The organism is Saccharopolyspora terrae, from assembly GCF_004348435.1.
Taxonomy (GTDB): domain Bacteria; phylum Actinomycetota; class Actinomycetes; order Mycobacteriales; family Pseudonocardiaceae; genus Saccharopolyspora; species Saccharopolyspora endophytica.
In genome coordinates, this window is sequence record NZ_SMKS01000017.1 from 70,210 (window position 1) to 95,118 (window position 24,909).

The 24,909-nt window shown below is 65.0% G+C and carries 25 protein-coding genes and 3 pseudogenes; 13 read left to right on the plus strand and 15 right to left on the minus strand.

Annotated features, from left to right (window positions below):
- The first annotated feature begins 252 nt into the window (after positions 1-252).
- From E1181_RS12825 to E1181_RS12835, 3 genes are all read left to right on the plus strand, one after another.
- Entirely contained in the window at positions 253-723 is a 471-nt protein-coding gene (locus E1181_RS12825) for a hypothetical protein (RefSeq protein WP_132674373.1), read from the plus strand.
- Between the two features lie 283 nt (positions 724-1,006).
- Positions 1,007-1,390, plus strand: a complete 384-nt coding sequence (locus E1181_RS32120) for a site-specific integrase (RefSeq protein WP_235876720.1) — start codon at positions 1,007-1,009, stop codon at positions 1,388-1,390.
- Positions 1,391-1,666: 276 nt separating this feature from the next.
- Positions 1,667-2,542 carry an MBL fold metallo-hydrolase gene (locus E1181_RS12835; protein WP_235876729.1) on the plus strand — a complete coding sequence of 292 codons (876 nt, stop codon included), beginning with the start codon at positions 1,667-1,669 and terminating at the stop codon, positions 2,540-2,542.
- A gap of 9 nt (positions 2,543-2,551) precedes the next feature.
- Here E1181_RS12835 and E1181_RS12840 read toward each other — a convergent pair whose 3' ends face one another.
- Positions 2,552-3,274 (minus strand): TetR/AcrR family transcriptional regulator, encoded by a 723-nt coding sequence (locus E1181_RS12840; RefSeq protein ID WP_132674377.1) that lies wholly within the window; start codon positions 3,272-3,274, stop codon positions 2,552-2,554.
- Positions 3,275-3,363: 89 nt separating this feature from the next.
- Here E1181_RS12840 and E1181_RS32870 point away from each other — a divergent pair.
- Positions 3,364-4,309, plus strand: a pseudogene (locus tag E1181_RS32870) (NAD(P)/FAD-dependent oxidoreductase).
- Positions 4,310-4,838: 529 nt separating this feature from the next.
- Here E1181_RS32870 and E1181_RS12855 read toward each other — a convergent pair.
- The 6 genes and pseudogenes from E1181_RS12855 to E1181_RS12880 form a co-directional block, all read right to left on the minus strand.
- Complete coding sequence (locus E1181_RS12855; protein ID WP_165944610.1) at positions 4,839-5,372, minus strand: helix-turn-helix domain-containing protein; 534 nt, start codon at positions 5,370-5,372, stop codon at positions 4,839-4,841.
- 226 nt (positions 5,373-5,598) lie between these two features.
- Positions 5,599-6,165: pseudogene (locus tag E1181_RS12860) on the minus strand (IS5 family transposase); the annotation flags it as partial.
- 444 nt (positions 6,166-6,609) lie between these two features.
- Positions 6,610-7,446 carry an aminoglycoside phosphotransferase gene (locus E1181_RS12865; protein ID WP_132674383.1) on the minus strand — a complete coding sequence of 279 codons (837 nt, stop codon included), beginning with the start codon at positions 7,444-7,446 and terminating at the stop codon, positions 6,610-6,612.
- Positions 7,446-7,742: a hypothetical protein gene (locus E1181_RS32125; RefSeq protein WP_235876721.1), complete on the minus strand. Its 297-nt coding sequence runs from the start codon at positions 7,740-7,742 to the stop codon at positions 7,446-7,448. The genes E1181_RS12865 and E1181_RS32125 overlap by 1 nt, the downstream gene beginning before the upstream one ends.
- Before the next feature lie 686 nt (positions 7,743-8,428).
- Positions 8,429-8,845: a DUF6292 family protein gene (locus E1181_RS12875; RefSeq protein WP_132674385.1), complete on the minus strand. Its 417-nt coding sequence runs from the start codon at positions 8,843-8,845 to the stop codon at positions 8,429-8,431.
- 456 nt (positions 8,846-9,301) lie between these two features.
- On the minus strand, positions 9,302-9,793 hold the full coding sequence (locus E1181_RS12880; RefSeq protein ID WP_132674387.1) for an MSMEG_6728 family protein: 492 nt from the start codon (positions 9,791-9,793) through the stop codon (positions 9,302-9,304).
- A gap of 417 nt (positions 9,794-10,210) precedes the next feature.
- On the opposite strand from E1181_RS12880, the gene E1181_RS12885 reads away from it, so the two are divergent.
- The gene (locus tag E1181_RS12885; RefSeq protein ID WP_093424315.1) at positions 10,211-10,696 is read left to right on the plus strand and encodes a DUF2243 domain-containing protein; all 486 of its coding nucleotides are present in this window, start codon (positions 10,211-10,213) and stop codon (positions 10,694-10,696) included.
- A 44-nt stretch (positions 10,697-10,740) separates the two neighbouring features.
- On the plus strand, positions 10,741-11,490 hold the full coding sequence (locus tag E1181_RS12890) for a cytochrome c oxidase assembly protein (RefSeq protein ID WP_132674419.1): 750 nt from the start codon (positions 10,741-10,743) through the stop codon (positions 11,488-11,490).
- Positions 11,491-11,791: 301 nt separating this feature from the next.
- On the opposite strand, the gene E1181_RS12895 is transcribed toward E1181_RS12890, so the two are convergent.
- Positions 11,792-12,451, minus strand: coding sequence for a HemK2/MTQ2 family protein methyltransferase (locus E1181_RS12895; protein WP_328590884.1), 660 nt, complete (start codon positions 12,449-12,451; stop codon positions 11,792-11,794).
- A gap of 569 nt (positions 12,452-13,020) precedes the next feature.
- Here E1181_RS12895 and E1181_RS12900 point away from each other — a divergent pair.
- Positions 13,021-13,479, plus strand: a complete 459-nt coding sequence (locus tag E1181_RS12900; RefSeq protein WP_132674389.1) for a DUF6098 family protein — start codon at positions 13,021-13,023, stop codon at positions 13,477-13,479.
- Between the two features lie 291 nt (positions 13,480-13,770).
- On the opposite strand, the gene E1181_RS12905 is transcribed toward E1181_RS12900, so the two are convergent.
- The 4 genes from E1181_RS12905 to E1181_RS12920 form a co-directional block, all read right to left on the minus strand.
- Positions 13,771-14,229, minus strand: coding sequence for an SRPBCC family protein (locus E1181_RS12905; RefSeq protein ID WP_132674391.1), 459 nt, complete (start codon positions 14,227-14,229; stop codon positions 13,771-13,773).
- 69 nt (positions 14,230-14,298) lie between these two features.
- Positions 14,299-15,249 (minus strand): manganese catalase family protein, encoded by a 951-nt coding sequence (locus tag E1181_RS12910; RefSeq protein ID WP_093424308.1) that lies wholly within the window; start codon positions 15,247-15,249, stop codon positions 14,299-14,301.
- A gap of 274 nt (positions 15,250-15,523) precedes the next feature.
- Positions 15,524-15,775 (minus strand): hypothetical protein, encoded by a 252-nt coding sequence (locus E1181_RS12915; protein ID WP_235876723.1) that lies wholly within the window; start codon positions 15,773-15,775, stop codon positions 15,524-15,526.
- Between the two features lie 361 nt (positions 15,776-16,136).
- Entirely contained in the window at positions 16,137-17,018 is an 882-nt protein-coding gene (locus E1181_RS12920) for a UbiA family prenyltransferase (RefSeq protein WP_165944612.1), read from the minus strand.
- 36 nt (positions 17,019-17,054) lie between these two features.
- Between E1181_RS12920 and E1181_RS12925 the strand changes: the two genes are divergently transcribed.
- The 4 genes and pseudogenes from E1181_RS12925 to E1181_RS32880 all read left to right on the plus strand — a co-directional run.
- Positions 17,055-18,113: a type III polyketide synthase gene (locus tag E1181_RS12925; RefSeq protein ID WP_132674395.1), complete on the plus strand. Its 1,059-nt coding sequence runs from the start codon at positions 17,055-17,057 to the stop codon at positions 18,111-18,113.
- A gap of 23 nt (positions 18,114-18,136) precedes the next feature.
- Positions 18,137-18,421, plus strand: a complete 285-nt coding sequence (locus tag E1181_RS32130) for a hypothetical protein (RefSeq protein ID WP_235876724.1) — start codon at positions 18,137-18,139, stop codon at positions 18,419-18,421.
- Positions 18,418-18,561, plus strand: a complete 144-nt coding sequence (locus E1181_RS32875; RefSeq protein ID WP_408009755.1) for an isoprenylcysteine carboxylmethyltransferase family protein — start codon at positions 18,418-18,420, stop codon at positions 18,559-18,561. Before E1181_RS32130 ends, E1181_RS32875 begins: the two co-directional genes overlap by 4 nt.
- An 81-nt stretch (positions 18,562-18,642) precedes the next feature.
- A pseudogene (locus E1181_RS32880) lies at positions 18,643-19,083 on the plus strand (FAD-dependent oxidoreductase); the annotation flags it as partial.
- 695 nt (positions 19,084-19,778) lie between these two features.
- On the opposite strand, the gene E1181_RS12940 reads toward E1181_RS32880, so the two are convergent.
- Positions 19,779-20,246, minus strand: coding sequence for a DUF4383 domain-containing protein (locus tag E1181_RS12940; RefSeq protein WP_132674425.1), 468 nt, complete (start codon positions 20,244-20,246; stop codon positions 19,779-19,781).
- A 548-nt stretch (positions 20,247-20,794) separates the two neighbouring features.
- On the opposite strand from E1181_RS12940, the gene E1181_RS12945 reads away from it, so the two are divergent.
- Complete coding sequence (locus tag E1181_RS12945; protein WP_132674397.1) at positions 20,795-20,998, plus strand: hypothetical protein; 204 nt, start codon at positions 20,795-20,797, stop codon at positions 20,996-20,998.
- A 572-nt stretch (positions 20,999-21,570) separates the two neighbouring features.
- Here the strand turns inward: E1181_RS12945 and E1181_RS12950 are convergent.
- The gene (locus E1181_RS12950; RefSeq protein WP_235876725.1) at positions 21,571-22,179 is read right to left on the minus strand and encodes a hypothetical protein; all 609 of its coding nucleotides are present in this window, start codon (positions 22,177-22,179) and stop codon (positions 21,571-21,573) included.
- Between the two features lie 470 nt (positions 22,180-22,649).
- On the opposite strand from E1181_RS12950, the gene E1181_RS32885 reads away from it, so the two are divergent.
- Positions 22,650-22,916 (plus strand): WGxxGxxG family protein, encoded by a 267-nt coding sequence (locus E1181_RS32885; RefSeq protein ID WP_408009750.1) that lies wholly within the window; start codon positions 22,650-22,652, stop codon positions 22,914-22,916.
- A 513-nt stretch (positions 22,917-23,429) separates the two neighbouring features.
- Here the strand turns inward: E1181_RS32885 and E1181_RS12955 are convergent.
- Positions 23,430-24,644 (minus strand): sensor domain-containing diguanylate cyclase, encoded by a 1,215-nt coding sequence (locus E1181_RS12955; RefSeq protein WP_235876726.1) that lies wholly within the window; start codon positions 24,642-24,644, stop codon positions 23,430-23,432.
- Positions 24,645-24,909 lie beyond the last annotated feature (265 nt).

Consider the following 24,909-nt stretch of genomic DNA (forward strand, 5'->3'; position numbering starts at 1 on the left):
GCCAGCCACGTCTCGTCACGGTGTCCAGGTGGACTCACTCCGGGACACACCGGAGAGCAAAAGTCGACTGCATCAACCAACTTCCGGAACCTGAATCCGTGTGGCTAGTGCGCAAGTCGCCCCTCGGACACCAGTGGGTGGGATCCGTCCCACACAACCACAGATGGTTTCAAACGCGAGACGGCGAGGTGCATTGCACCCGCCGTCTCGTCGTGTCTTGCGCCCCTGAGGTCGTATTCGGGGGTGAGGGCCGTGGCTGAGTCCGCCGTGCCCGCGATCGAGCTGCACCCGCTGTCGGTGGATGAGCGCGCCGAACTACTCGCCGCCCGCGGCACGGCCCGGCGGGTGCCACTCACGCAGCTGGCCGCCCTGCCGAGTACGACCTCGATGGTCTATCGGATCGCCTCGCTGGACCCGCAGGGCCGCATCGCCGAAAGCAGCATCGTCAACACCCTCGGCTGGCAAGCCGGGCGGCGACTGCGCCTCGAGGTGCCATCCAACACCACGGTGACCGTCCAGGCCGACCCCGACGGTGTATTCACCCTCGCCCGCCGCGCCCACCTACCCCTGCCGGCCGCGGTGCGCCGCTGGTGCGGCCTCAACCGCGGCGATCGGGTGCTGCTCGCGGCCGCGCCGGATCCCGGCCTCCTCATGATCCACACCATGCAGGCCCTGGACGCGATGGTCTCTGCCTTCCACACTCCCGGAGCTGATCCCCAATGACCACCTCCCGCAACACCGACGCACCCGAGCTCGACGCCGCCCGCCTGCTGCTGGCCAAAATGGGCGTCACTCCCGAAGACCTCCTCGGCACCGCCGCGCCGAAGCCGCAGGCGCCGACCTTCGCCGACTACATCCCCGAGGTCGCCAAAGCCGTCTCCCCCGGCACCAAACGCGTCTACGGCACCTACTGGAACCGCATCCTCCAACACTGGGGCCACCGCCACCTCGACGAACCACCCTGGAAATCCAGCAGCTCGCCGAAACCATCCGGTCGCAGGTTGTCGTGCGCCGCAACGGCCGCGGCGGGCGCGGGGCCGCCGAGCACCTCATCGCCGCCATCCGCTGCCTCTACAACCACGCCGTCGCCGACAAGCTCATCACCGAGGCCGACAACCCAGCGAAAAACGCCACCAAACCCCGCCGCCTCGCCAGCACCCGACGGGGGATCCCGGACAACCGCCTCAACGAGATCAACCACGTCGCCGCCACGACTGGTGATGACCCGGCGCTCGACACGCTCATCCTGCGCCTGCACATCGAAACCGCCTGCCGACGCGGCGGCGCTTTGGCTCTCACCCTGCGCGATCTTGACCCCGACCAATGCCTCATTCGCCTGCACGAGAAAGGCGAGACCGTCCGCTGGCAGCCCGTTCCCCCACCCTCATGACCCACCTGCGCGAGCACGCTCAGCAGCGCGGCGCCACGAAACCCGGTGACCAGCTGTTGCGCTATCGAAACAAGCGGCCCATCACCAGACGCCGCTATGACCACCTCTGGATCCGCATCGGTGAGCACCTGCCCTGGGTGACCACCCAGGGAGTCAGCACCCACTGGCTGCGCCACACCACTCTCACCTGGGTCGAGCGCAACCACGGCTACGCCCTACAACGGCGGCATCGCCCTCATCGACACCGGGTGGCCCGCGCCCGAGGCCTGGGACGGCCTGGTCTCCGGTCTGGCCGAGGCCGGCTGGGACATCACCGACGTCAAGGCGGTGCTCATCACCCACGGCCACGGCGACCACATGGGCCTGGCCCGGCGGGTACGCGAGGCCAGCGGCGCCTGGGTGGCCATGCACGAGGCCGATGCCGTCACCGCCCACGCGCCCGGCAGCCTCGAGGAGTTCCAGCGGGCCAGCGACGAAAACCTGCGCCTGCGCGGCGGACTGGCCGCAGATTTCTCCGCCACCCAGCAGGGCCAAGGGCCGGACGCCAGCACGTTCGACGACTTCGCGCTCACCGTGGACCGCTACCTGCCCGACCGCGAGAAGCCCCTGGGCGCAGGCAGCGACCTGGTCTCCATCCACACACCCGGCCACACCCTGGGCCACACCAGCTTCTTCGACAGCGGCCGGAACGTGCTGCTGACCGGCGACCACATCCTGCCGCGCATCACGCCCAACATCAGCCCGGCCCCCGGCCAGGACGACGACCTGCTGGGCATCTACATCAATTCCCTGCGCACGCTGACCGACATCCCCGCCGAGGAGGTACTACCCGCCCACGAGTACCGCTTCGCCGGGCTCACAGGCCGCATCAACGGGCTCCTCCGCCACCACGAGGAACGGCTGGCCGAGGTGATGACCGCCGTCCACACCTCCCCCGGCTGCACGTCCGTCGCCGTCGCCGAGGCCCTCAAATGGAGCCGCCCCTGGGACCAGATGGTCGGCCCACAGCGCCGCTTCGCCATCGGCGAGGCGTACTCCCACCTGATCCACCTCGAGCAAACCGGCTACCTGGTCAACAAGCGCCTGGCCTCCAACGGAAACGGCGTCGACAGCTGGTACCCCCTCCGCGACACCGGCCCAAAACTCCTCTAGCCCGGCACCTCAGGCCGAATCCGTGCGTGGTTGCTGTCGCGCCGCAGACCGCTGCTGGCGCGCTTGATCGGCGTCGTCGCCGGGGGTGGGGCGTCGAAGGGCTTCCCAGGCGGCGTCGGCGAGGACTTGTTCGGCGTGGGCGAGGTGTGCGGCCAGGGCGTCGGGCGCCGGTGCGGTGAAATGCTCGGAGGGGTCGATGGCGGCCCGGATGAGCTGTTCGGCGGGTCCGAGCCATAGCGCAAGGCTGTGCTCGTGCGGCAGCGCTCGTAGCTCCCCAGTCGCGGCGCGTTCGTCGAGCCAGCCGGCGAGCCGACCGTAGAAGGATTTCTTGAGCCGAGCTTCCTCGCCCTCGGAGATCTCGGCGACGTTGGGCTCGCGGCACTGATGCAGGTAGCCCATAGCGCGCGGATCGGCCCCGGCCCACCGCAGGTAGGCCAGCACCAGCCCGCGGACGGCGTCCTCGGTGCGCGCGTGGCGGTCAAGCTCGGCGAGCAGGTCGCCCTGGAAGCGCTGCAGGTGTTCCAGATAGACCGTGGCGGCCAGGCTGAGCTTGTCGCGGAAGTGGTGGTAGAAGCTGCCCACGCTCACGCCGGCCGCGGCCAGGATGTCTTCCACCCGGGTCGCGGCGACACCCCGGTCGAGGAACAGCTCGATCGCGGCGGCCGCGATGTCCTCGCGGCGCGAGCCGGGCCTGGCCCGATGGCCCGTGCTGGCAGTGGGGGTCCTGGTCATAGTGGTCCATCCTAGTAGAAGAAACCTCGGTTTCTGTGCTAGAACTTTCCTCTAGAGGTTTCATCGGTGAGCGTGCGGGAGGGTGCGTTATGTCGGAGTACGACGTGGTGGTGGTCGGTGGCGGGGTGGCTGGCTTGTCCGCGGCGCTGATGCTGGGGCGGTCCCGACGGCGGGTGGTGGTCGTCGATGCCGGCGAACCGCGCAACGCCCCGGCGGCGCACCTGCACGGCTTCTTGTCCCGCGACGGTATGGACCCGGCCGAGCTGCTGGCCACGGCCAGACAAGAGGTCGTCGGCTACGGCGGGGAGCTACTGGCGGGCCGAGCGGTCGGCATCGACCGCCTCGACGGGGCGCGGTTCGCCGTGCGCCTGGCCGAGGGCGGGACGCTGGGCGCACGCGCGGTGGTGGTGGCCACGGGGCTCCGCGATGAGCTCCCCGAGATCCCGGGCCTGCGCCAGCGGTGGGGCCAGGATGTGCATTTTTGCCCGTACTGCCACGGCTACGAGGTACGCGACAGCGCCCTCGGAGTGATCGGAGGGCAGGACCGGGCGTTCAGCCTGCGCCAGGCGCAGCTGATCCGGCAGTGGTCCGACGGTGGTGTTCTTTCCCCACCGGATCGACCTGGAGGCCCACGAGCGGGAGCGGTTGGTCGCTCGCGGCGTACGGATTGCCGATGGCGACGTGACGCGGATCGTGTCCGACGAGACCGGCGTCCGCGGTGTCGAGCTCGCCGAGGGACCGATGGTCACACGCGCGGCGCTGTTCGTCGGTCCACGCTTCGTACCGTCCGACGAGCTGCTGACCGCCCTGGGCTGCGAAGTCAATGACGAGGGCTGGGTCGCCACCGATCGCACCGGTCGCACCAGCATCGACGGCGTGTGGGCGCCCGGCAACGTCGCCGACCACACCGCCCAGCTGATCAACGCCGCGGCCGCCGGATCCGCCGCCGCCATCGCACTCAACAACCACTATCTGGTCCCCGGCGACACCGAGAAGGCCCTCAACAGCCACACCCAGTCAGCACCAGCCAATTGATCGTCGGAACACGAGCAGCAACACGAGGACCGAGACGAACATCGCCCCATCCTCCCCAGTGGAGGCGCGGCCGAAGGTGGCGTCCCTGGGCCGCCGTACCTTCCCCCACCACATCCGCTCGCAGGATTCGCATTAAGCAGGTGCGGATTCCCAGCCCGATCGATAGGTGCGTTTGGCCGGTGCCGGGAGGCCCGAGGGGGCCACGTTTTCCTTCTCCGCGATGAAATCCAGCGTCCCGAGGTATGCGATGGTGTCGCGCTTCAGGGAGGGAACCGAGCGGAGCGGATGTGCCCCTCGCCGCCGTGGGCTTCGCCGGCGGCGACCTCCCGTTGCCGGCAAGCGACCAGGAATTCCTCGTGAGACCAGCCCTCAGCGCGGGCCGGTTCACCCAGGCGCTCGCCTTCCCCAGCCAGCGAAGGGGGTTTCAAAGCCCCACCGCATCCTCCTCAGCTGAGATCACGCACCGTCACCACCCAAAGTGGGCCAGAGCCAAAAATCGGACACTCTCACCTACGGCCTTCAGCAGCAGTCAGTGACGCCACGCGGTTAGCTGTCCGGCGCCAACGAGAGAGGTCGTGGGCTCGAGGTCGCAGCTGCCGAGTTCCAGGGCCCAGGCCACCTCTATGACCGTGTCGGTGGACATCAAGGTTGCACCGGTCAGGTCGGTGAACTTCTCGAGCCTGTAACGGAGCGTGTTCCCATGGACGTTGAGATAGGCAGCAGCACGAGCCACGTTCTGGCCGTTGCCGAGATAAGCACGAACGGTGTCCTCCAACACCTTCCCGAACTCGCCTTGCTCGCGCAGAGGTGTGAGATACCGGTCGACGAGGTGGCTACTCACCTCTGGATCGGCGGCGGCGGCGAGCCGCCAAGACAAGTCCTCGACACCGACCACACCGACCCGATTGAGACGGTTCCTCCCGACCACGCGATCATCGATGTGGCGATTAAGGGGGACAAGCCTCCGGCGAGCATCGAGGCCAGACCGTCTTCTGGCTTTGTCGAGTCCGGCAGCCCCGTTCTGGCCTACGTGGCGCTGGTGCTGGCTCTCGGAGTCGGTCACTCCGCCATGTTCGGGCCTACAGTCCGCCATGTTCTCGGAGATGTTCGAAACCCGAACCAGATATACCGGGTTCGCCGTCGGGCATGGCCAACCGGCGTTGGTCGGCCTGCTCGGCAAGGATTGTGTCGGTATCGTTGCTGGGCAACCCGAGGCACCTGACTCCGCATCGGCGCGGCAGGACAACGAACCCGACCTGACCTGCGAGTTTCGAGACGATCTCGATGCTGATGCCGAACAACGACTTGGTCCAGTCGATGAGCGTGCCGGTGTAGCCGGAGTCGGCCCAGACCAGGCGGATACTCGGGCACAGATAGCGCAGGCGAGCCAGGAGGTTGCGAGCGGCGACGCGGTCTTGGGCCTCGGCGCCGGTCACGAGCACGCAGATCAGGAGACCGAGCGTGTCCACGGCGATGTGGCGTTTACGTTTCTTGCCAGCGTCGAAGCCCCGACTCCGTGCACTGACGGTCTCGGCGGCTTTGACCGAGGCGGAGTCGATACTGCCGGCGCTGGGCCCAGCACGACGCCCCTGGGCCAGTCGTGCCCGATCACGCAGAGCGTCGAGCAGTGTTTGGGTGATTCCGACGGCCTCCCACGCAGCGAAGTGGTTGTACACAGTGGACCAGGGTGGGAAATCGCCTGGTAGCGCCCGCCACTTGATGCCGTTGTCGACCACGTACAGGATCGCATCGACGATCTCGCGGCGGCAGTGTTTGGCTCGACGCCCGCCTCGCCCGGCCAGCCATCCTGGCGTCGGTAGCAGCGATTCGACGATCGCCCACTGCGCCTCACTCATATCCGACGGATAGCGACGTGACCTGCGTGGCCGGCGATGCGAGGTAGCCAACAGGCAACATTGCCCACCCCGCGCGTGAACCAACGACATATTCGGGCACGATGACACCTCGGGACTCCTCGGTAGAGCGGATGACTAGGCATCAACCGATCTACCAGGAGTCCCTTCTCATCGCCGCAGTGCCCCGACCGACCAAGATCAGTTCAGGAACAGGCTCTCAGTCGTAGGTTTTCTCTGACCTGGGAGAACAGCGACAGCGACGACTGGTGAGATGTGGGGGCTTGCCAGGCCTCGAAAAGAAGGCGAGTGACGTTGGGGTCACCCGCCCAGCCTCTTTGAGAGACGTCGTTCACCGACGATGCGCCCTTGTATACCACCTGACCTGGTACGCGGAGAGTGTTTGCCTGGGATCAGAGCGCTGCGTGTCTCCCGAGCTGCGGGCCGCTACTCGGCGAGCAGACGGCCGTGAATGCGCAATGCTCGGGCGGCCTCGTGGTGCCGGTTCCTCTCTGCCCGGTGCAGTAGTCGCGCGGCGGCGTAGAGCTGGGCGACGCGACCCGTCGAGGTGTCGAGCACGCTGCGGAACTGCGACAGGACCGCGACGTAGGTAGCCGGAGCGAGCAAGCTGCAGCACAGCAGTTCCGCTGCGTCGGTGCCTGCCGGACCACGGCCCCACCCTTCCCAGCCCAAGAGCCCGAACTCAGGACACAGCACGTTGTTCCAGTGCAGATCACCGTGGACGGTCTCCCACCGCTCCACGTGAGTGGGCGCCTGGTCACCGAAGGTCTCGCGGATGCGCCGGGTGACCTGGTCCTGATCGGCATGGACACGACTGGTCGAGGTCCCGGCGAGAGTCGCGAGTGTATCTTTCAAAGTCGACCACCAGGAAAAAGGCATGGGCTCATCAGTAAACGGGATATCGGTGTTCGAGCACGGATGGCCGGGAAGCAGCGTGGACAGCTCGGCGCGCTGACACCTCCCGTCTCCCCACTCGAACGTGCCCAGCACGTGCGGGCGCGAGATCGTCTCGGGAAGATCGTTCGCGTCGGCGTTGCCGGTCCAGAACTGGCCGCGTGCCCACTGCGGGAACTCCGAGACCACCCGAAGCCACCGATCGCCACCTGAATCATCGCGTGCCCTCGCACCGATGGAACGCATCCGCCATCCGAACACGGGATCTCCGGTCACGGAAACAGCCATGTGCTCCGCGGCCAGGCCGAGATTGCCGCGCATCCAATCGGCAAAGCGACGGTCGGCGATCTCAGCAGCAGTGTGGCCCATTAGACGACGATGTGGCGCGGGGAGCGGTCGGGGTTGGCAAGGTAGCGGCGCCAATGGTCGAGGCGATCACGCTCATCCCATGTGACCCGCCGGAACCCGTACTCTCCGAGCTCGATGATGTCGGCACCGGATGTGGCCGCGAGGATCGATGAGTGCGTCGGACACACCACCTGTGCCCCGCGCCAACCAAGTTCGTGTATGAAATCGACCAGCCGCAGCCGCGAAGTGAACGAGAGCGCCGCCTCAGACTCACCCATGACGCAGCGACCGCGGCTGTCGACCATCTCCCGCAACACCGTTAGAAGTCCTTTCCCATGCGACATGGCCGACGTGTCATCGTTCCAACACCCCGGCACCCCGCCAGGTTCTGGGCCCTCTGAACTGCCATCTCCGCACGCAGGAAAGCCCCTCTGTTGAAGTGGCGGTCCGCCGAGCATCCGAGATCCGGCCGCAGTAGTTTCCAATGTCAGCAAATGGCCGAATGGAGATTTCGTCGCGCTCAGGCGATCGCTTCGAGGAGCGTAGATCTGCCGGACCCGTGGCTGCCGACAAATGAAGATCACCGCCTGGAACGTCAGCCCTTCCTCAGCGAACTCGGCCACGCACGGCACAGTGAACAGCCACCGGTCGCGCTCAGCGCAACCGGGGCGATTGGCCTCTCTGAAAAGGCCGCGTCGGACGAACACCACGCTCCCAGGTGTAGGCGTCGTAGCTCGGTAGGCACCCGCCATTGGGCCCGCATAACCCGGCGCCGGTCGGCCAGCATGACGGGTTACAGGCAGGTCCGCAGCTCGACACACAGAGGATCACGCACCGCCTTCGGCCGCGGAGTGAAGTGAATACGCAGTGTCACGCCGCCTCGGCCAAATGAGAGCAGCACCGCTGAACACCCGCCGGGTCATGACGGGCGACGGTTCCACCGGGCGGGCGTGGTCGAAGCCGACCTCATCGACGTCACCAGCAGGAGCACAACCGGCCGTACCTACCCTCTTTCGTGGTCGAGGAACTGCGCGAGCCGCGTCTCCAGACCATCACCAGCATTCGGCAGACGGAAAGCAGTGGCCGTCAACGTGCCGGGACTCCTGCCATGGACCGCGTCCCGCAGGAAAGCCTGCACGGTCTGCGGGTCGGGCAGGATGTCCTCGCCCAAGTAGGCCAGCGGCGTCGTATGGCCCATCCCACTCGTCTCCACCCGCAACGCCCACCCGGCCACCTCGTCCCAAGTGAGCAGAAGAGGCGAATCCGCCAGCGTCGGCACACGTGACTTCACCAGAACGATCACCGTGGCCAGTCCACCGTCGACGTCGACGTCTACCTCGTCGACCTCGTCGGCCATGTCTTCGGCAACACGGCGTACGTAGTTGACCAGGCCGCCAACCGCAGGGCTAGCCGTATCCATCGAGCACCCCATCATTCATTAGCGCGCCGTTTGCCCGGCCTGCAGAACGACTCATAACGCAGACCTGCAGGATGTCCGTCATCCGGTTACCTCGCCCGCTCAACCGGGAAACGCCTTCCGAAGGTGAAACCATCACGTGTAGGCGCCCACGACGTGACGTGCCCGCGGCGAAGACGTAGGGCGGCTGCCCCGCCAAGGGCGGTTACGGGGAAACGGCGGTGGCCGTCCGTCACCGCTCTTGCGGGCGCATCGCTTGACCGACGGGATTGCCTCTAGCGGGTCGCGGACTTGACCGCGTGCCGGAACAACGGCGGAGCCGATCTAACCGAGCGTTCCGGTAATGAAAAGCGGGCACGCCGAAGGCCGGGCCAGGGAGGTCATTCAGGACCACGGTTTCCGCGCCGGTTTCCCACCGAAGTTGCGAACCTGCGAAGGATGACAAAGGTGCATCGTGTACTAAGGCGGCGACCTGCGGCCGAACCTTCGGGTGCGGTCGGAGACTGGCCACACGTAAGGCAGGTCGTTGGCGACTCCGGCGAAGAACCTGCGGTAGTGTTCGGGATCCTTGCGGAGCAGCGCTGACCGGTGGCTTCGGTGGAAATCATGATCACCCAGCCACGGCGGTAGTTCTCCAGCTCTCGCCAGCTCATCCTGCGACCGCACGACGTCCAGCCCAGTCGCTGCTCCCCACTCCTTGCGCATGCTCACCTCGCAGGTGTCGGGGCTCCCGGATTTCTTCCACACGCCGCATGTCGTGATGCCATAGCAGGTCAACGCTTCCTCGTAGCCCGCCCACATCGCCACTACCGGGTGGTGTTGCCAGCCGTAGCCGACGATGATCAACGCACGAAGAACTTGCAATGCTTCGACGCGCTGCTTGCCGAGTCGACGAGCATCGAGCACTTCGGCCGATTCGACGAAGTTCGGGTAGGGCAGGAACGTCTGCATACCTGCGGTGTGCCCAGCCCACCTCGCTGACAACCCTCAGCCACCGCGCCTACTCCCAGCGAACGCTCCGCAGCGTACTGCGGCTCTTCACGGCCCACCGGGGTAGTGCGGACAGCGCTCCTTGGCTGAGGCACTCCGGCTCTGAGACACGAGTGGTGGTTCGTGGCGGCAGCGGTAGCCACTTTCGTTCTTCGAACGGCGCTAGGAGACGACGGAACTCGAACCCCGCATCGACAGCCCCGGATCCCAGCATGGGCCTGAAACGGGTGACCCGCCCGGCCGCTGGTGAATTTGCTGCCTAGGCACAGGTTATCGATCGAGCACCGCTCGCGGTTACGCGAACAGTCACAGGGGTAACCCATGAGCCGGTAGTCCTGCATCAGACCGAGACCGGAGCTCGCTCGAGGAGGCGGAGACGTGAAGGCTCGCGCACCCGACGCCGCCCGACGGACGCCTCCCGGCCGCAACCTGCTCGCCGGAGTTCTGCTGGGTCTGGGCACAGTGGCTTTCATCGACGAAGTGGTCTTTCACCAGCTGCTGCACTGGCACCACTTCTACGACCGTTCTACCAGCGGTATCGGCTTGGTCTCCGACGGACTCTTCCACGCGTTTAGCTGGTTCGCGACAGTCGCCTCCCTGCTCATGGTCGCTACCCTGCGCCGCGAACGCGCTTTCAGCATCGCGGCCTTCGCGGCTGGCTGGCTGACCGGAGCCGGGTTCTTCCAACTCTACGACGGCCTCGTCCAACACAAACTTCTGAACCTGCACCAGATCCGCTACGGGGTGGACTTGACGCCCTATGACCTCACGTGGAACGCCCTCGCTGCCGTCCTGCTGCTGGCCGGAATCGCGTGGTGGGCTCTGCTATGGCTTCATTACCGCACCGAGCACCAAACACGCTAGAAGGCGTTGTCGATGCGTCATCATTCCACTCGAGTGCGGTGCTGATGAGCACCCGGGAATGCGTTGTCGTGCTGCTGTCGGGCATCGCCATCCTAGGATATGCGATCGCGACCGCGATACTGCGGAACCGGGGCACCCAGTGGCCGACATACCGCTCGGCGTTGTGGGCTGCTGGGTGGTCGTGCGCCGCAGGAACCCTGGTGGGGCCGTTCGCGGAGCGCGCCCACCACGACTTCGTCGTCCACATGGCCGGACACATCCTGCTTGGAATGCTCGCACCCGTGCTCATCGTCTTGGCGGCTCCCGTCACCCTCGCTTTGCGGGTGCTACCGGTACGCGCCGCTCGCACGTTGGCTCGCTGCATCAACTCGCCGCCGATGAGGGTGCTGACACGGCCGACCATCGCAACATTGCTCAACATCGGCGGTTTGTGGGTTCTCTACCGAACCGGCGTGTACGCGGCGATGCAGACCGAACCGTGGTTGCACGCCGCAGTCCACTTGCAGGTGCTAACGGCCGGCTTCGTGTTCACCTTCGCCGTCCTTGGTGGCCCCGACCCCGCACCTCACCGCTCTCACGCGGCCTGGCGCGCCACGGCGTTGATCGTGGCCGTGGCCGCCCACAACGTCCTGGCGAAAACCGTCTACGCCGCGCCTCCCGACGGCGTGAGCGCAGAACAGGCACAGGCAGGCGGCCAGCTCATGTACTACGGCTCCGCACCAGTAGAAATCTTGCTGCTCGTACTCCTGTGCCGGTCCTGGCTCACGTCCCGGTCAGCTACCACTCCACACTGATTAGATCGGTCGGAACCGGGACGCCCAGCACGCGCACTGCCAACCGGCGATACGCCGCGTCCGAGCATGAACCGAACCACCCGATTCACTGCAGCCTTCCCCAGTGCGCATCAAGCCCACGACCACAATCACGATGAAAAGAAGAAGACTACGGGCAACAGATCACAGACATCGCCGCAGAAGCGAAGAACGCTCCAGTCCGCTGAACCAATGCACTCGCAGAATTCCAGTCCACCAGGTCGTCGGTAGAACGGGCCGTCGAGGTGACATACGAACGCGGCACACCTTCCGTTGTCGTACATCAAGCTTTGACACCGCGGACCACCACCAATTCCTCCGTGCGTTGGCCTACCTCGATGAGCCCTCGCTCCTCGAGGTAGCGCACGCGTTGCCGCAGCACCGGTCCGAACGGCTGGCACCGGCGCGCGACAATAGACGCTGCCAGGCCCGAACTTCGAAGGCGGTTCACCGTTTCGTCGACATCGGACAGTCCGGATTGCACCAGGAGCAACTGGCCGCTACGCCTGAGCATACCTGGTGCCACGGAACACAACACGTCCAACACCGCACGGCCGTCGTGTCCCGCGTCCCATGCACGCGCAGCGCCGCGTAGTGGCGGAGCAGAGACCGACGACGGGATGTAAGGAGGATTGGAAAGCACGAGGTCGAACCTGCACGACGCCAGCACCGCGAGCGACTCAACCCTTTGCACCTCGACGCGCAGACCCCTAATCCGCGCGTTGACCCAAGCTGTGAGCACGGCGCGTGCAGAAACATCTACCGCAGTGACGCTTCTGGCACCACACCGCGCTGCGACCATTGCGAGCGCACCCGTGCCAGTTCCTACATCAAGTACGTCCAAGCCGGCACAAACACCCGAGCGTTTCAGAACGTGCTCCAGCAGGTAGGTATCGCCCTGCGGCCGGTACACCCCTGGCGAGCTAAGCACCCACATCTTCATACTTTTCCCATCAACAACCCAGTTCAAACATCAGCTCGTTGATGGGGGTTTACAAAATGCGCTGCGACTGCAGCCGTCGTGGTACGGGAGAGGCGAAACGAAAGGGAATGATTCCTGTTAGGACGCCGTGGGAGTGCCCCGCGGCGGCACCTGCGGTTCAACTGGGCTGGGCACGTACGCCCCAGAACGAGAATCCGGCCCCCACGCGCCGCTCGTCATCCCACCGGGTTGCTTCTGCGCCTCCGCAACCGCCTAAGGCCAGATCAACATCCAGACTCGCCGCCCACGGCCCGACCTCTCAGAGGCATCGCCGAGAAAGTGTTACCTTCCGTGCAATCACGCGTGGAGGCGGCGCCACCCCACCCGATCAAGACCGCGGTCACTATAAGGGCTCGTTCGTCGGGCCTCGCCGGACAGGCCTTCACCTGCCAGACGTGGATTCCAACCTCCTCATCGAACCGAACCGGCCTTGGCCGTCGAGTGGGCGAACCACCTCCGGGTCCCACACGTCGGGGCCTCCCACCACCTCGAACGCTTTATGTCGTCCCGCAGTCGGGTAACCACTTGCAATGAACCATGACCACGAAGAGCTTCCGCTGGTGCGTGATCTCGACGAATTGGTCGAGTTCGTACTGCTCGAAAGGAGGGGACTCGGGCTCTACGTGCGCTGGTCGCGCGGGCCAACGGTCGACGCGGGCTCTACGAGCAGTGACGAGCTCACCGGCGTCGAGCTTCCAGGACTCTCAGCGAACCCCTTACAAGTCGAGTCGTGGTGGGGCGACCGTTCACTGCGGCTTTGGGTCGCGCGGAGGCTCTACGACTACGAACACCTGCGCAAGCGCCGCCCTGAGCCCGACGTGCGAGCGTGGCTGCTGCGAGGCGTAGAGGTCGCACGGGGCCCTGACAACGAACCTCTCGTTCGTTGCCAGCAGGCACTTGCCTGGGTGGCCGAACATGCCCTTCAGGAAGCACGAGGTTTGGTCAAAAATTACCACGGTGGTTGGGGACCGCTGGACCGTTACACGTGAGGCCACCAGTCCATTCGGAGGCGTTCCCACGCGATTCGCGCTCCCCTCCCGGAGCCGGCATTTTGTAACGGCCCTGCGGCTGGCCTGCACGATGATCGTGATGAGTTGTTCGGTCGTTGATCAAAGCGTCCTCAGTCCCATCAGAGGAAGGCCGTGGTGCGCCACAGCAATAGAGCAACCGTCGTTCTGCTCGACGTGTTCGCGGACAGCTCGCTTGCATTGACCGCGTAAGCCGGCATGCACCGAAGGTCCAGCACCAGAACCACCGATTGCGACCCAATCGTCGAAACCTCAACCCCCTCGCCTGGTGCCCTCCATGATTTCTTTGAAGGATTCGAGAGCACGCTCAACCTTCTGCTGAGGGTCCGCGAACAGCGTGGCCACGGCCTCCGCCACCCCGCCCCCCGGCACGTCGTACCGCAAGCTCACTTCTACTCCTGTACTCTCCCCATGGTCGTCGAACCGTACCGCCCCCGCCGTGGAAACGGTGTTGGACTCCTCGGTGTGCTCCTCGATTGATTTCCACGCGATTTTGCGGCCTGGCTCGTCCTCGACGATCCGCGCGTCCCACTCGACGTTCTTGCCTGCGGGTCCGGAGACCACCCAATGCGTTGTCTCGGCTTCAGCGCTTCGCGGTTCCACCCGTTGTACGTCGGGGAAGATTTCGGGAACGTGGGTGAGCGGGCGCCACCACTGATAGCACTTCTCGGCGGGCGCTCGCACTTCCAGGTAGTGGGCTACTGACCCCATTTGCTCTCCTCGTTCATCTCGTTCAGGTGCGTTCGGCACCCGTCTGCAGCTGGGAACGTTGGTCCCGATCTAGCTAACGGGGCCGTATCGGACAGGTTCGTCGGCCTCGGCGAGCTCGAGCTCTGCGGTGGCCTGCACGAGTTCGAGTAGCTCGCGGTCGAGCCCGGGGGCGAACTCCTCTGGACGCGGGTCAGCAATGTCAATCGGCACCCCTTCGGGCGCCTGCGCGGTGCCCAACGACTTGCCGGGGTCCGAGGGCGACGCCCCGCGGAAGATCTTGCCCGCCTCTGAGAGGTGGTCGAGGTCGAAGGTGTACTGCTTGTTTTCCAAGCCACGCTCGAGCAGTGTGGCGACTTCGGGGAACTTCTCCGCCGAAGTCTTCGGAATCGGCAAGGTCTTCGACCAGTTCACCCCGAGGCTCTCCAACGCCTTGGCGTAGGCGTTCTCGTGCGCTTGATCGCGAACGATCAGGTAGGCCACCGTGGACCGCAAGGTGCGGTTTGCGCTCATCTCGTAGATCCGGCACTTCTGCAGTCGGCCAGTCGACTCCAACATCAAGTTGTACAAGAGGTCCAGTACGAGGTTTCCGCTGTTGTAGACGTACGAACCGGACCACGGGTTGCCGACCGCGTCCACGGGCATCGCACCTTGCGCACCGACCAGGAAGTGGTGAATGTTCCCGTCGGACAATGCGTTCGACAGTGGAGTCGCTCCTCCTGCCGCGGGTTCGTCCAGGTCGGTGGCTGTGCCGTTGTAACGAGGCGAGCCGTCGGTCAGGCGAGCGATCGTGGTCGCGATCAGCTCGACATGGCTTATCTCCTCCGTGCCGATTCCGTGCAGCAGGTCCCGAAATGGCTTGGCTTGCGCGCCGCGGAAATTGAAGCTCTGGAAGAGATACTGCATCATAGTGCGCATTTCTCCGAATTGTCCACCCAACCCCTCCTGCAAAGCGTTGGCCGCCCCCGGATCCGGCTCGTCCGGGACGATCTCGTTGATCATTTTCTGCACGTGGTAGAACATGGCGCTCCAAAAATGGCTTCGGTGGTAATCTCGACTCTGAAATTAGCGTGCCACCGTCACGAACCGCAGGTTTCGTTCAGGAGACGCGATTTCGGCGCACGGGGACTGCCTGACAATCCGCGATAGTACGAACTGGGCCCGCGATGAGTGTTCTAATCACGTGCCGCAGTGTCCCGCCGGCGACAGTCGTACCACTTGGCACTCCCGCAACAGCTGCACAAGATCGCGGATGCCTTGTCGAAATGACTGAGAGGTCGAGGCGCGCCGACCAGCCCTATCGACCACCCTTCACATCTTGTTTCTCATCTACGCGAAGCGCCACACCCAAGGCGAAGAAACTAGGCGCCCATTCCCCCACGAAGATTCCCCAACGGTCCGCTCGGGCGGTCGATTCCGAGGCGTTGAGCGATGCGGCCCAACTGATCACGCTCAGAGCAATAGAGATCAGCCCTGCGGCGAACATGTGGTCGGACGTAACGCCCTTCTTTCGCAGAATGGTCAACACCGTGGCCTCCAGTGAGATCAAGGAATTTGCTTCTCCTCTTGCATTTCCCGGCACGACCAACCCTAAACTCGACCGCCGCCCTGTAGTCGACCAGAGCGGCAGAAGCGATCAGAACCAGGTTTCTCGCGTGGGTCACGCGAGATGCATGTCGTCGGCACGTCGATGCTCGCAGCAGCATGCCGGTGGTTGGGCCGTCGCCGCACCTCCCGGAAGGCGCTGTGTGCGGGACTCAGCCGCGGGGCCGACGCCGAACTGGGAAACGTGATCCAGATACTGCCGTGGTTCGTCTGGGCGCGCACCAGCGCCAAAACCCCCAGCCGCAGCACGAGAGCAGTTCTCTCCGGTGACATCCGGTGTCTGAGCGAACTTCAGGGCAGCGTGCTCAATTCGTGACCGCGAGCAGCACGACAACGTCGAGCACCGCGATCACCAAAGTGAACCGAAACGCCGTCGGGCTGTGCGGGGAACGTACCGCGATCGTGGCTGTCACGAGAGCTAACACAATTCCGGCCGACGAAGCCGCGGCAGTGAACGCGGTCGGCGTGACTTGCGGGGCGGTGCCGAGGACGACCGATGCGGCAGCCAGTGCTGCGACCATGACGATTGCGCCGGCCTGCGGGCCTAGCCGATGTGGGAGGCCGCGCACCCCGGTCTTCGCGTCGTCCCGCAGGTCGGGAAGAGCGTTCGCGACATGTGCTCCGAAACCGAGCAGTGCGCTGACGACCGGCACCCACCACGGCGGCCAGGGCTGTCCAGGCAGCGCCGCATATGGCGCCACGGGCAGCGCGCCAAAGGCAAGCACGTAGGTCGCACCGGACCAGGTCGTCCCCTTCAGCCCGAGGTTGTACGCCCACGCCGCGGCGATTCCTATCAGCAAAGCCGCAGCGGGACGAGGCCCGAGCAACGATGACAACACGATCGCGGCAACCAGCGCCGCAAATGCGGTGAGGCCAACGGCCACCACCGGGACTGTTCCTACCGCGACCGGTTTGTCTTTTCGTCCGACTGAGCGATCTCGCGCGGCGTCGATCCAGTCGTTGGACCACCCGACCGACAACTGACCAGTCAGCACTGCTGCACCGAGCAACACCACCTGTCCAAAGCGGAGCCCCAGACCAGCGGCGAAAACCACAACCAAAGATGTCACCGCAAGTCCCGGCGCCGGGTGAGAGGTGCGGATGAGACCTCGTGCCAACTCCTGCCAGCGTCGCTTGTTCGGTGCAGAACGTCGAGCACTGTTGTGTCCCTCTGCGGAACAGGTCATCTGGCGAGTGTAGGCGGAAGTCGTACCCTGGAAACGGTGACAACCATTTCGGCCGTGCACGGAACGCTCCCGCCACATCGGTATCCACAAGCGCAGCTGACCGAGCTGTTCAGCCGGATGTGCCTACCAGACCGGACTGCGCGAGCCGTGGCGAACCGAATTCACACCAGCGCACGTGTCGCTACCCGACACCTGGCGCTGCCCATCGAGCAGTACGACGAGCTGGATGGTTTCACCGCGGCGAACGACGCGTACCTCTCCGCAGCGGTGGATCTCGGATGCGACGCCGCACTCGGCGCTCTCAAAGCCGCTGGGTTCAGCGCCGCGGACGTGGACCTCGTGTTGTCGACGACGGTTACAGGGATTGCGGTCCCTTCCCTCGACGCGCGGATCGCGGCACGCATCGGCATGCGTCCGGACGTCAAAAGGGTGCCGGTAGTGGGACTTGGCTGTCTAGCAGGGGCAGCGGGGATCGCGCGGTTGCACGACTTCCTGCGTGGCTGGCCGAGTGCGGTGGCGATGCTGGTCTCGGTCGAGCTGTGCTCCCTCACCGTCCAACGCCAGGATCACAGCCCTGCCAACATGGTGGCGGCAGGGCTGTTCGGCGACGGTGCTGCCGCACTCATCGCGGTGGGAGACGAACGTGCTGCGGGGTCGACGGGACCACGTGTGGTGGACTCCGTGAGTCACCTCTACGAGAACACCCAGCGTGCCATGGGGTGGGACGTCGGTGACTCGGGCCTGAAGGTGGTGCTGGGAGCGGAAGTGCCTGACCTCGTGCGCGCGCACCTGCCGCAGGACGTCGAACAGTTGTTGGCCCGGCACGGGCTCGAGACCGCGGACATCGCCCGGTGGATTTGCCACCCCGGCGGGCCGAGGGTCATCGAGGCCGTTCAATCGGTGTTGGGCCTCGACGAGGACGACCTGGCGATGACGTGGCGCTCCCTGCACCGGATCGGCAACGTGTCGTCATCCTCGGTGCTCCACGTCCTCGCCGACACGATCACTTCCAGACCCGCGTCCCCAGGGGATTGGGGCGTGATGATGGCTATGGGCCCCGGGTTCTGTGCAGAACTGGTGCTCCTGCGGTGGTAACCCAAGCCTGGTACACGGTCCTGGTGGGCCTGGTCGCAACAGAGCGGCTGGCCGAATTGGCGGTCGCGAAACGGAATCTGGCGTGGAGTTTGTCCCGAAGCGGGCGAGAGACCGGATCCGCTCACTACCCCTTCATGGTCGCGCTGCACACCGGCCTTCTGTTCGGCTGCGTGATCGAGGTGTGGCTGACTACTCGAGGCTTTTCGGGCTTGCTGGGTTGGCCGATGCTCGCTTTGGTCGTCGCGTCGCAAGCACTGCGGTGGTGGTGCATCCGCGTTCTCAAGCACAGTGGAACACCCGCATCGTGATAGTCCCAGGCCTCCCCCTGGTCACCGACGGCCCATACCGTCTTCTCCCCCACCCGGACTACGTCGCGGTGGCCGTCGAAGGGTTCGCCCTGCCGCTCGTGCACGGCGCGTGGCTAACAGCTGTCGTTTCACCGCGTTGAACGCGACGCTGCTCTCAGTGCGGATGCGTGCGGAGGACAAAGCGTTGAGGTCGGCACGTGCTTAGGCATTGTCACGACGTCGTGGTCGCTGGTGGCGGTCCCGCCGGCCTCGCGGTCGCGCTGGGGTGTGCACAAGCTGGCTTGGACGTCGTCGTGGCGAGGAAACGCCCCGGAGTGATCGACAAAGCCTGTGGAGAAGGCTTGATGCCTGGCGCCGTCCGTGCACTTCGCGCTCTTGGGGTCGACCCGCCCGGCCACCCCATCGAAGGCATCACCTATCGACAGAACTCTACGGTCGCCCGCGCTGCGTTCCGCACCGGGTCCGGCAGAGGGGTACGACGCACAGCACTGCACAACGCTCTGCGCTCCGCGGTAGAGCGGCACGGCGTACCGATACTGGCGACCCCGATCAGCCACGTCTCTCAACACAGCGATCACATCCGCGCAGGCGAATTGCGAGCGCGATACCTCGTCGCCGCTGATGGGCTGCATTCCACGGTCCGCGAACTCGCCGGACTGAGAAAGGTCAACACGGCAGGCTCGACGCGCGTCCCGCGTTGGGGTTTGCGCCGCCACTACGCCCTCGTTCCGTCCACCGACACAGTCGAGGTGACATGGGCACCGCAGTCCGAAGCGTACGTAACACCGGTCGGACCGAACACTATCGGGGTCGCGATCCTCTCCTCTGTCCGCGGCGGTTTTGCACAGCAACTCTCTGCCTTCCCAGACCTGTCAGCACGAATCGCGGATGCGGAACCGATTACCTCCGCCCGTGGTGCTGGCCCGTTCCGCCAGCAAGCATCGAGCCGCGTCGCGGGCCGCGTCCTGCTCGTTGGGGACGCAGCCGGCTACGTGGACGCCCTCACCGGGAAAGGACTAGCGGTGTCTCTGTTGACCGCGGCAGAGCTCGTGCGCTGCATCATGATGGATCGGCCCCTCCGACTACGAGCGCGCCTGGAAGAGAACGTCACGGCGGTCACGATGGCTCACCGAGGCCCTGCTGTGGGCCAGGCGCCAACCGTCGCTCGCCCGGCGGATCGTGCCGACCGCCGCCAGAAGTCCGCGGCTCTTCGCGTTTGCTGTCGACCAGCTCGCACGATGACGTCGCTCTCAAGGGGAGCGCCAGCAATGGCCGTGGGCATGGTGTCCACACCATCGGCAACGAAGGCCCCGTTTGGCCACACCGTGCGCCGCGACGCCTTTGAGACCGCATGGCCTCAGTCGCTGGCGCCCCTTCCAGAGGTGCCTTCATGGTCACTCGTCGAACGGCGGCGGGTGGCTGCTTGCCAGATCAGCGCGCCTAGTGCGGTCATCCCGAGGCCCAGGAAGAGGTGCAACCAGTTGTCTGCAGTATTCAGTGGGACGAAGTTGGCCGCGCTGTCCATGTCGACGATGAGGCCATAGATCCACAACACCAGGTATACAGCGCCTCCCCCGATGAGAAACGAGATCGCGCCGCCGGCGGTTCGGGCGAGAACGAGGCCGACGATGCCGAACAGAAGGTGCACGATGTTGTGCAAGATCGATACGTGGAAAATACCAAGCAACATCGCAGTGGAGTGGTGGCCTGCGAATGTCATCCCCTCATATTCGGTTGTGACCCCAGGGATGAAACCAAGAATACCGACGAGCAGGAAAACTCCCGCCACGACTGTTGCGGCGATCCGCGCGGGTGACTTGTTCATTGATCTGCCGGTCGTTGTCCCGCTCATGATGATTCTTCCCTTCTCGCGCTTTGGCAGGCTCTCGGCTACCCGCTATGAGTCGCAGCGACACGTCGCGACCGAGGGAACGGCCGGTACTACACTTGGCGACTTGCAACGGACGACGGCATCAGACCGTTGTTTTGATCGTCACTGCCCAACGCTCACCTGGGTGGATCTTCTGCACGACCAACGTACCCGCGGTAGAATTGAGAAGTCACCTTGAACCCGTGACGGTGGGAGCCGTAAACCGACTGCGTTGCTTAGGACTCACAGAGTGTGTGGGCTGGCACGTAGTAGCGGCGGCCCCGATTCGGCCTCGCCGCTGACGATGGCATTTTTGCTGGATCGATTTGGCAGAGGCAGGAGCCATGGCTCATCATCCTCTCGAAGATATGTACGCCGCCCGGGACGCGCTCGACCGGGCCGCCCGGAGATGTGCAAGGACTGACCTCACTCAACTAGATTGGCCTCCGTTCGGTGCGGCGCTCCTCGGAGTTCTGGGGTCTTTGCACCACCTGGCTGGCGAGTTGACCAACAAGCTCGACCAGGTGGACCGAGAGAACCTGTACCGGGAAGCGCTGCGCGACCGTCCCCACGAAGCTCTCGATCGGGCGGTCAGAGATCTCGAAGGCATGACCGTAATTCTCGATTCAGCTATGCGGCACGCTGGAAATTATTGGGAAGAGGTGCAGCACATCCACGAAGACACCGACTCCCGCGAGCGGGAGTGATATCGGTGTTCAGAATCTTCATTGCCCGGTGAACGCCTCACACATCGTACGGCCATGGGCGACATCCACGACGCGACGAAGCGGAAATGGTCATCGCTACCAGCACTCAGTTTGCGATCGCGGCCATTGGGCAAGCTGAGTACCGCCGACGATCCCGCAGCGCACAACTTGTGGCCAAGGGACGAGCGGGTGGCTACTTCTCCGCTACCCCGCCAAAGGCCACCGTTCTAGAGTGGTATTGCTGTCCGGCGGAATGAGATCCTGAGGCCACACCCGCTCTGGGGAGTCCTCTTCGTGAAAATGGTGCTGGCCTCGGTCTAGCGGTTCCGTTCGACATTGCTGTGGCGTCGTCTCGATCTGCGGTGCGGCCGGCTCACACCGCAGATCGACCAATCAGGTCGGCAGACGCTCGTCGGCAGCGCACCATCGCTCACAACGGCTCACCCACGCAGCAGTCATTCATGGTGGCACGTCAACGGCTGGCCCACTTCCTCTGTGCGACTACGGTTGTGCGGCGCGCAGCAGAGTGGTCGCCCTGATTGCAGATGCCGCCACGGGCGATGGAGCGCCGCTCACGTTCGACGCGCGGCCGCGTACGCGGGCTCGCGAAGCTGCTCGATCGCAGGTGGCCAGGCGAATCCCGGTAGGACGTGAAGGGTCGGATCGAAGCGGACGGGCTGGTCGGCCGTCGCCGCGGCGCGGCCCGTTAGGTCCAACCTGCCGAATGGCCACCACCGTCCAGTCGGCGTGGCGGCGAGCAGCCGGAAACTCGCCACCGAGCCGTCTGGAGCCAACGGCACGGCAGCGAGCAAGACCAAACCACCCGCTGCACTGTACGGCAGGAGGGAACCGTACGTACCCGAAAACGGTTCCCGGCGGGGCAGGAGGAAAAAGCGCAGGCTTGGCCGCAAACCGGTGGTGGCGAGCAAGAGGTCGTGGCGGTCGCCGGAGGGCCCGCTGAACGTGAACGCGAGGCCGAACACGTCGGGTAAGAGCTTGGGGAGACCCATCGACCTGGAGATGCGGACCAACCCGTGATTCTCGCCGGCTTCGTCCAGCCATTCCACAGCCCACGGCTGCGGCGACCCCGCTCGCCGCAGCACGGCTTCGTACACCGTGCCGTGCGGGTGCAGTGGCTTGCCGCGCCTCATCCGGGCGACAGCCCCGAAGACCACGCCCACCACAGCACCGACACCGGCACACCACATGCCCCTCGGGATGCCCTGGAGGACAGGGCGTTACACCTCCGCCAGTCGCTGGCGCCCCAGAGGTGTCGCAGAGGGAGATCGAGCAGCCATGCCTGCCCCGGAGACGGCGCGCCCTCGCTTCCACCGAGCCGCGCTTCACCCCTGTTGACGCGCAATGCGGTCGTCTGCGGGTTTAAAAAGCCAGCTCGTGGCAAACCTGACGTTGCGGAACCGCTTCTACGAAACTCGCGGCTGTAGCGCGAAGGTTGCACAATCTTTGTTCGAGAGCATGGCTCGAAGAGCAATCAGCAGGGAAGAAATATCCGGAGCAGGCGGCAAGCTGAAATGCCACCCGCACCCACTCCACCCTCTCGCGGAACGCCAAGCGAGCGAATCGGAGTCGATCTCTCCACTTGGAAATCGGGCCTTGTGGAGCACGGAACAAGACACGAAGGGGTACTAAAATGAGACGACTGGCTCGTACGGTAGCGGCGGCAGCTCTCGCGGTCGGCTTGACGGCTGCGCCGGGTGTGGGATTTGACGCGGCACCACTCTCAGCAACCGCCGCAAGTCGTGTCGTCCACATGCAGGAGCAACCAGAGCAGAAGGACGACAACAATCAGTACTGGGGCCTGTTCGGCTTGCTGGGTCTGGCCGGCCTCGCTGGGCTGATGCGGCGCCAGCAGCAGAGCAGGGAACGGCCGAGTGCGGGGCGCGGGCCTAGCGCGTGAGGCGTGGCAGCCGACCGCCCGCCTCGGCACTACATCGGAGGCCAAGAATGCGTTTTCGCAATGTGGAGATCAAGCCGATTGGCGGTGCGGTCGGCTGCCTGACCATGGTCCTCATCTCGGTTGTGCTGTCCGTGGCGTTGACGCTCGTGTTGAACTACATGCGGTGAATTCCACGCCACGCCAGCCATCACCGAAAGCGGGCGCACCCGGGCTGGAAAGCCCACGGTTCGCAGGCCCAGGCCAAGGCAACAGCTCGGCGCTCTACATCTGAGGGTCCACATTGGTCGGTAGTAGGCCGCCGGGAGAGCCCAGAACTCTGAACGTCACCCGCCACCGGCACCCTTATCGGGCGCCGGTGGCGGCCAGGTAGCGGCTTCGCCACGTCATCACGGAATTTCCTGCGGTTGACATGCTTGCAAGCGAAGACCGAAGCTCCGCACGTCAGGCGCCAACCACAAGCCTGAGAGCCCTGCGTCGCCGACCGGGCATATCACCAAACGCACACCATGCCCTCTAACTGAAACGGTGCTTGCGCGCGTACATGTCTCGGTCGGCGCTGTCCAGCAGGGCTCGGTAGGGGGTCGAGGCGCTTCGCGTGATGGCCATTCCCACGCTGGCGCCCGACCTGATGCGTAGATCGGGTGCGGTGGGCTCCGTGTTCAGACTGCGGTCGACTCGGGCGCGCAGTTCCTCGGCCTGGGCCTCGTCGGCCACGCTGGCGAGCACGACGAACTCGTCACCACCGACGCGAGCCACGGTGTCGGCGGTGCGCACGGCGCCTTGCAGCTCGCGTGCGGCGGCCTGCAAGATCTCGTCACCCGCGACGTGTCCGTAACGGTCGTTGATCTCCTTGAACCCGTCCAGGTCGATCAGGAACACGGCGAGTACACCTTCCTGCTCCGGGAACTTCGCGAGCTCCTGCTCGAATCGGTCCATGAGCAGGGCGCGGTTGGCCACACCGGTAAGGGGATCGTGCAACGCCATGCGGGTCAGCTCGGCCAGGCGGCCCTCCTCCACCTGCGCATCGTCGCCGAGCGGCTCGTACTGGCCGACCACGTAGGCTGGCCGGTCATCCAGCCCTCGGATCAGACCGAGGCGGGCCAAGATCCAGAACGGGTGGCCGTCCCGGTGCCGCAGGCAGATCTCCAGACTGGCCGAATCGTTGCACCCATTCCGAAACTCGGCGTATAAGGCTTCCACCGGTTCCTTGTCGCCGTTGTAAATCAAATCGGTGCACAGTTGGCCCACCAATTCCTCGCGGCGATAGCCGACCAACTCGCACAGCCTGACGTTGGCCTCGGTGCAGCGTCCCTCCAGAGTTGTCAGGGCTATTCCGATGGGGGCGTTGATCAGTGTCTTGCGCCAGAGAAGCTCAGACTCGTGGCGAGCGGTAATGTCATGGAACTGGGAAACGATCAGTTCAGGGCTGCCGTCCTGCGCTCTGATCAGTGAACTGTTGACGAGCACCAGGATCACACTGCCGTCGCAGCGCAGGAGCCGCTTCTCCGCCGAGAAGCTCTCGATCTCCTCCAACAACATGCTCTGGACTGCTGTTTCCGTCAGCACGTAGTCATCCATGTGGGTGACGTCAGCGGGCAGCAGTTCGAGCAGCACCTCGCGGTCGTAGCCGAGCAGACGGCACATGGCCGGATTGACGTCCACGTGCCGCCCCTGCAGGTCGAGCAGCGCGATAGGACCGGAGACCTGATTCCACAGGGCCTCCCACAACGCGGTACCGCGTGTGCTTCGTGCCCCGACTCGCATAACACCGATACTAGCTGCCGACAGCGAGCATGTGCGAAGACTGACAGCGCGTGCAGGGGCAACCCAGCCAAGGGTTTAAACGGGAAGAAGATGTGATCGATTCCACTGAGGTGATCTCAGTGGATTCGGTTGTGTTCGTGGTGGGTGAGTACGAGTGCGGCTTGGATGATGTTGCCGATTTTGCGGGGGCTGGCGGTGATGTGGTGGAGGGTGCGCCAGCGTTTGGTGA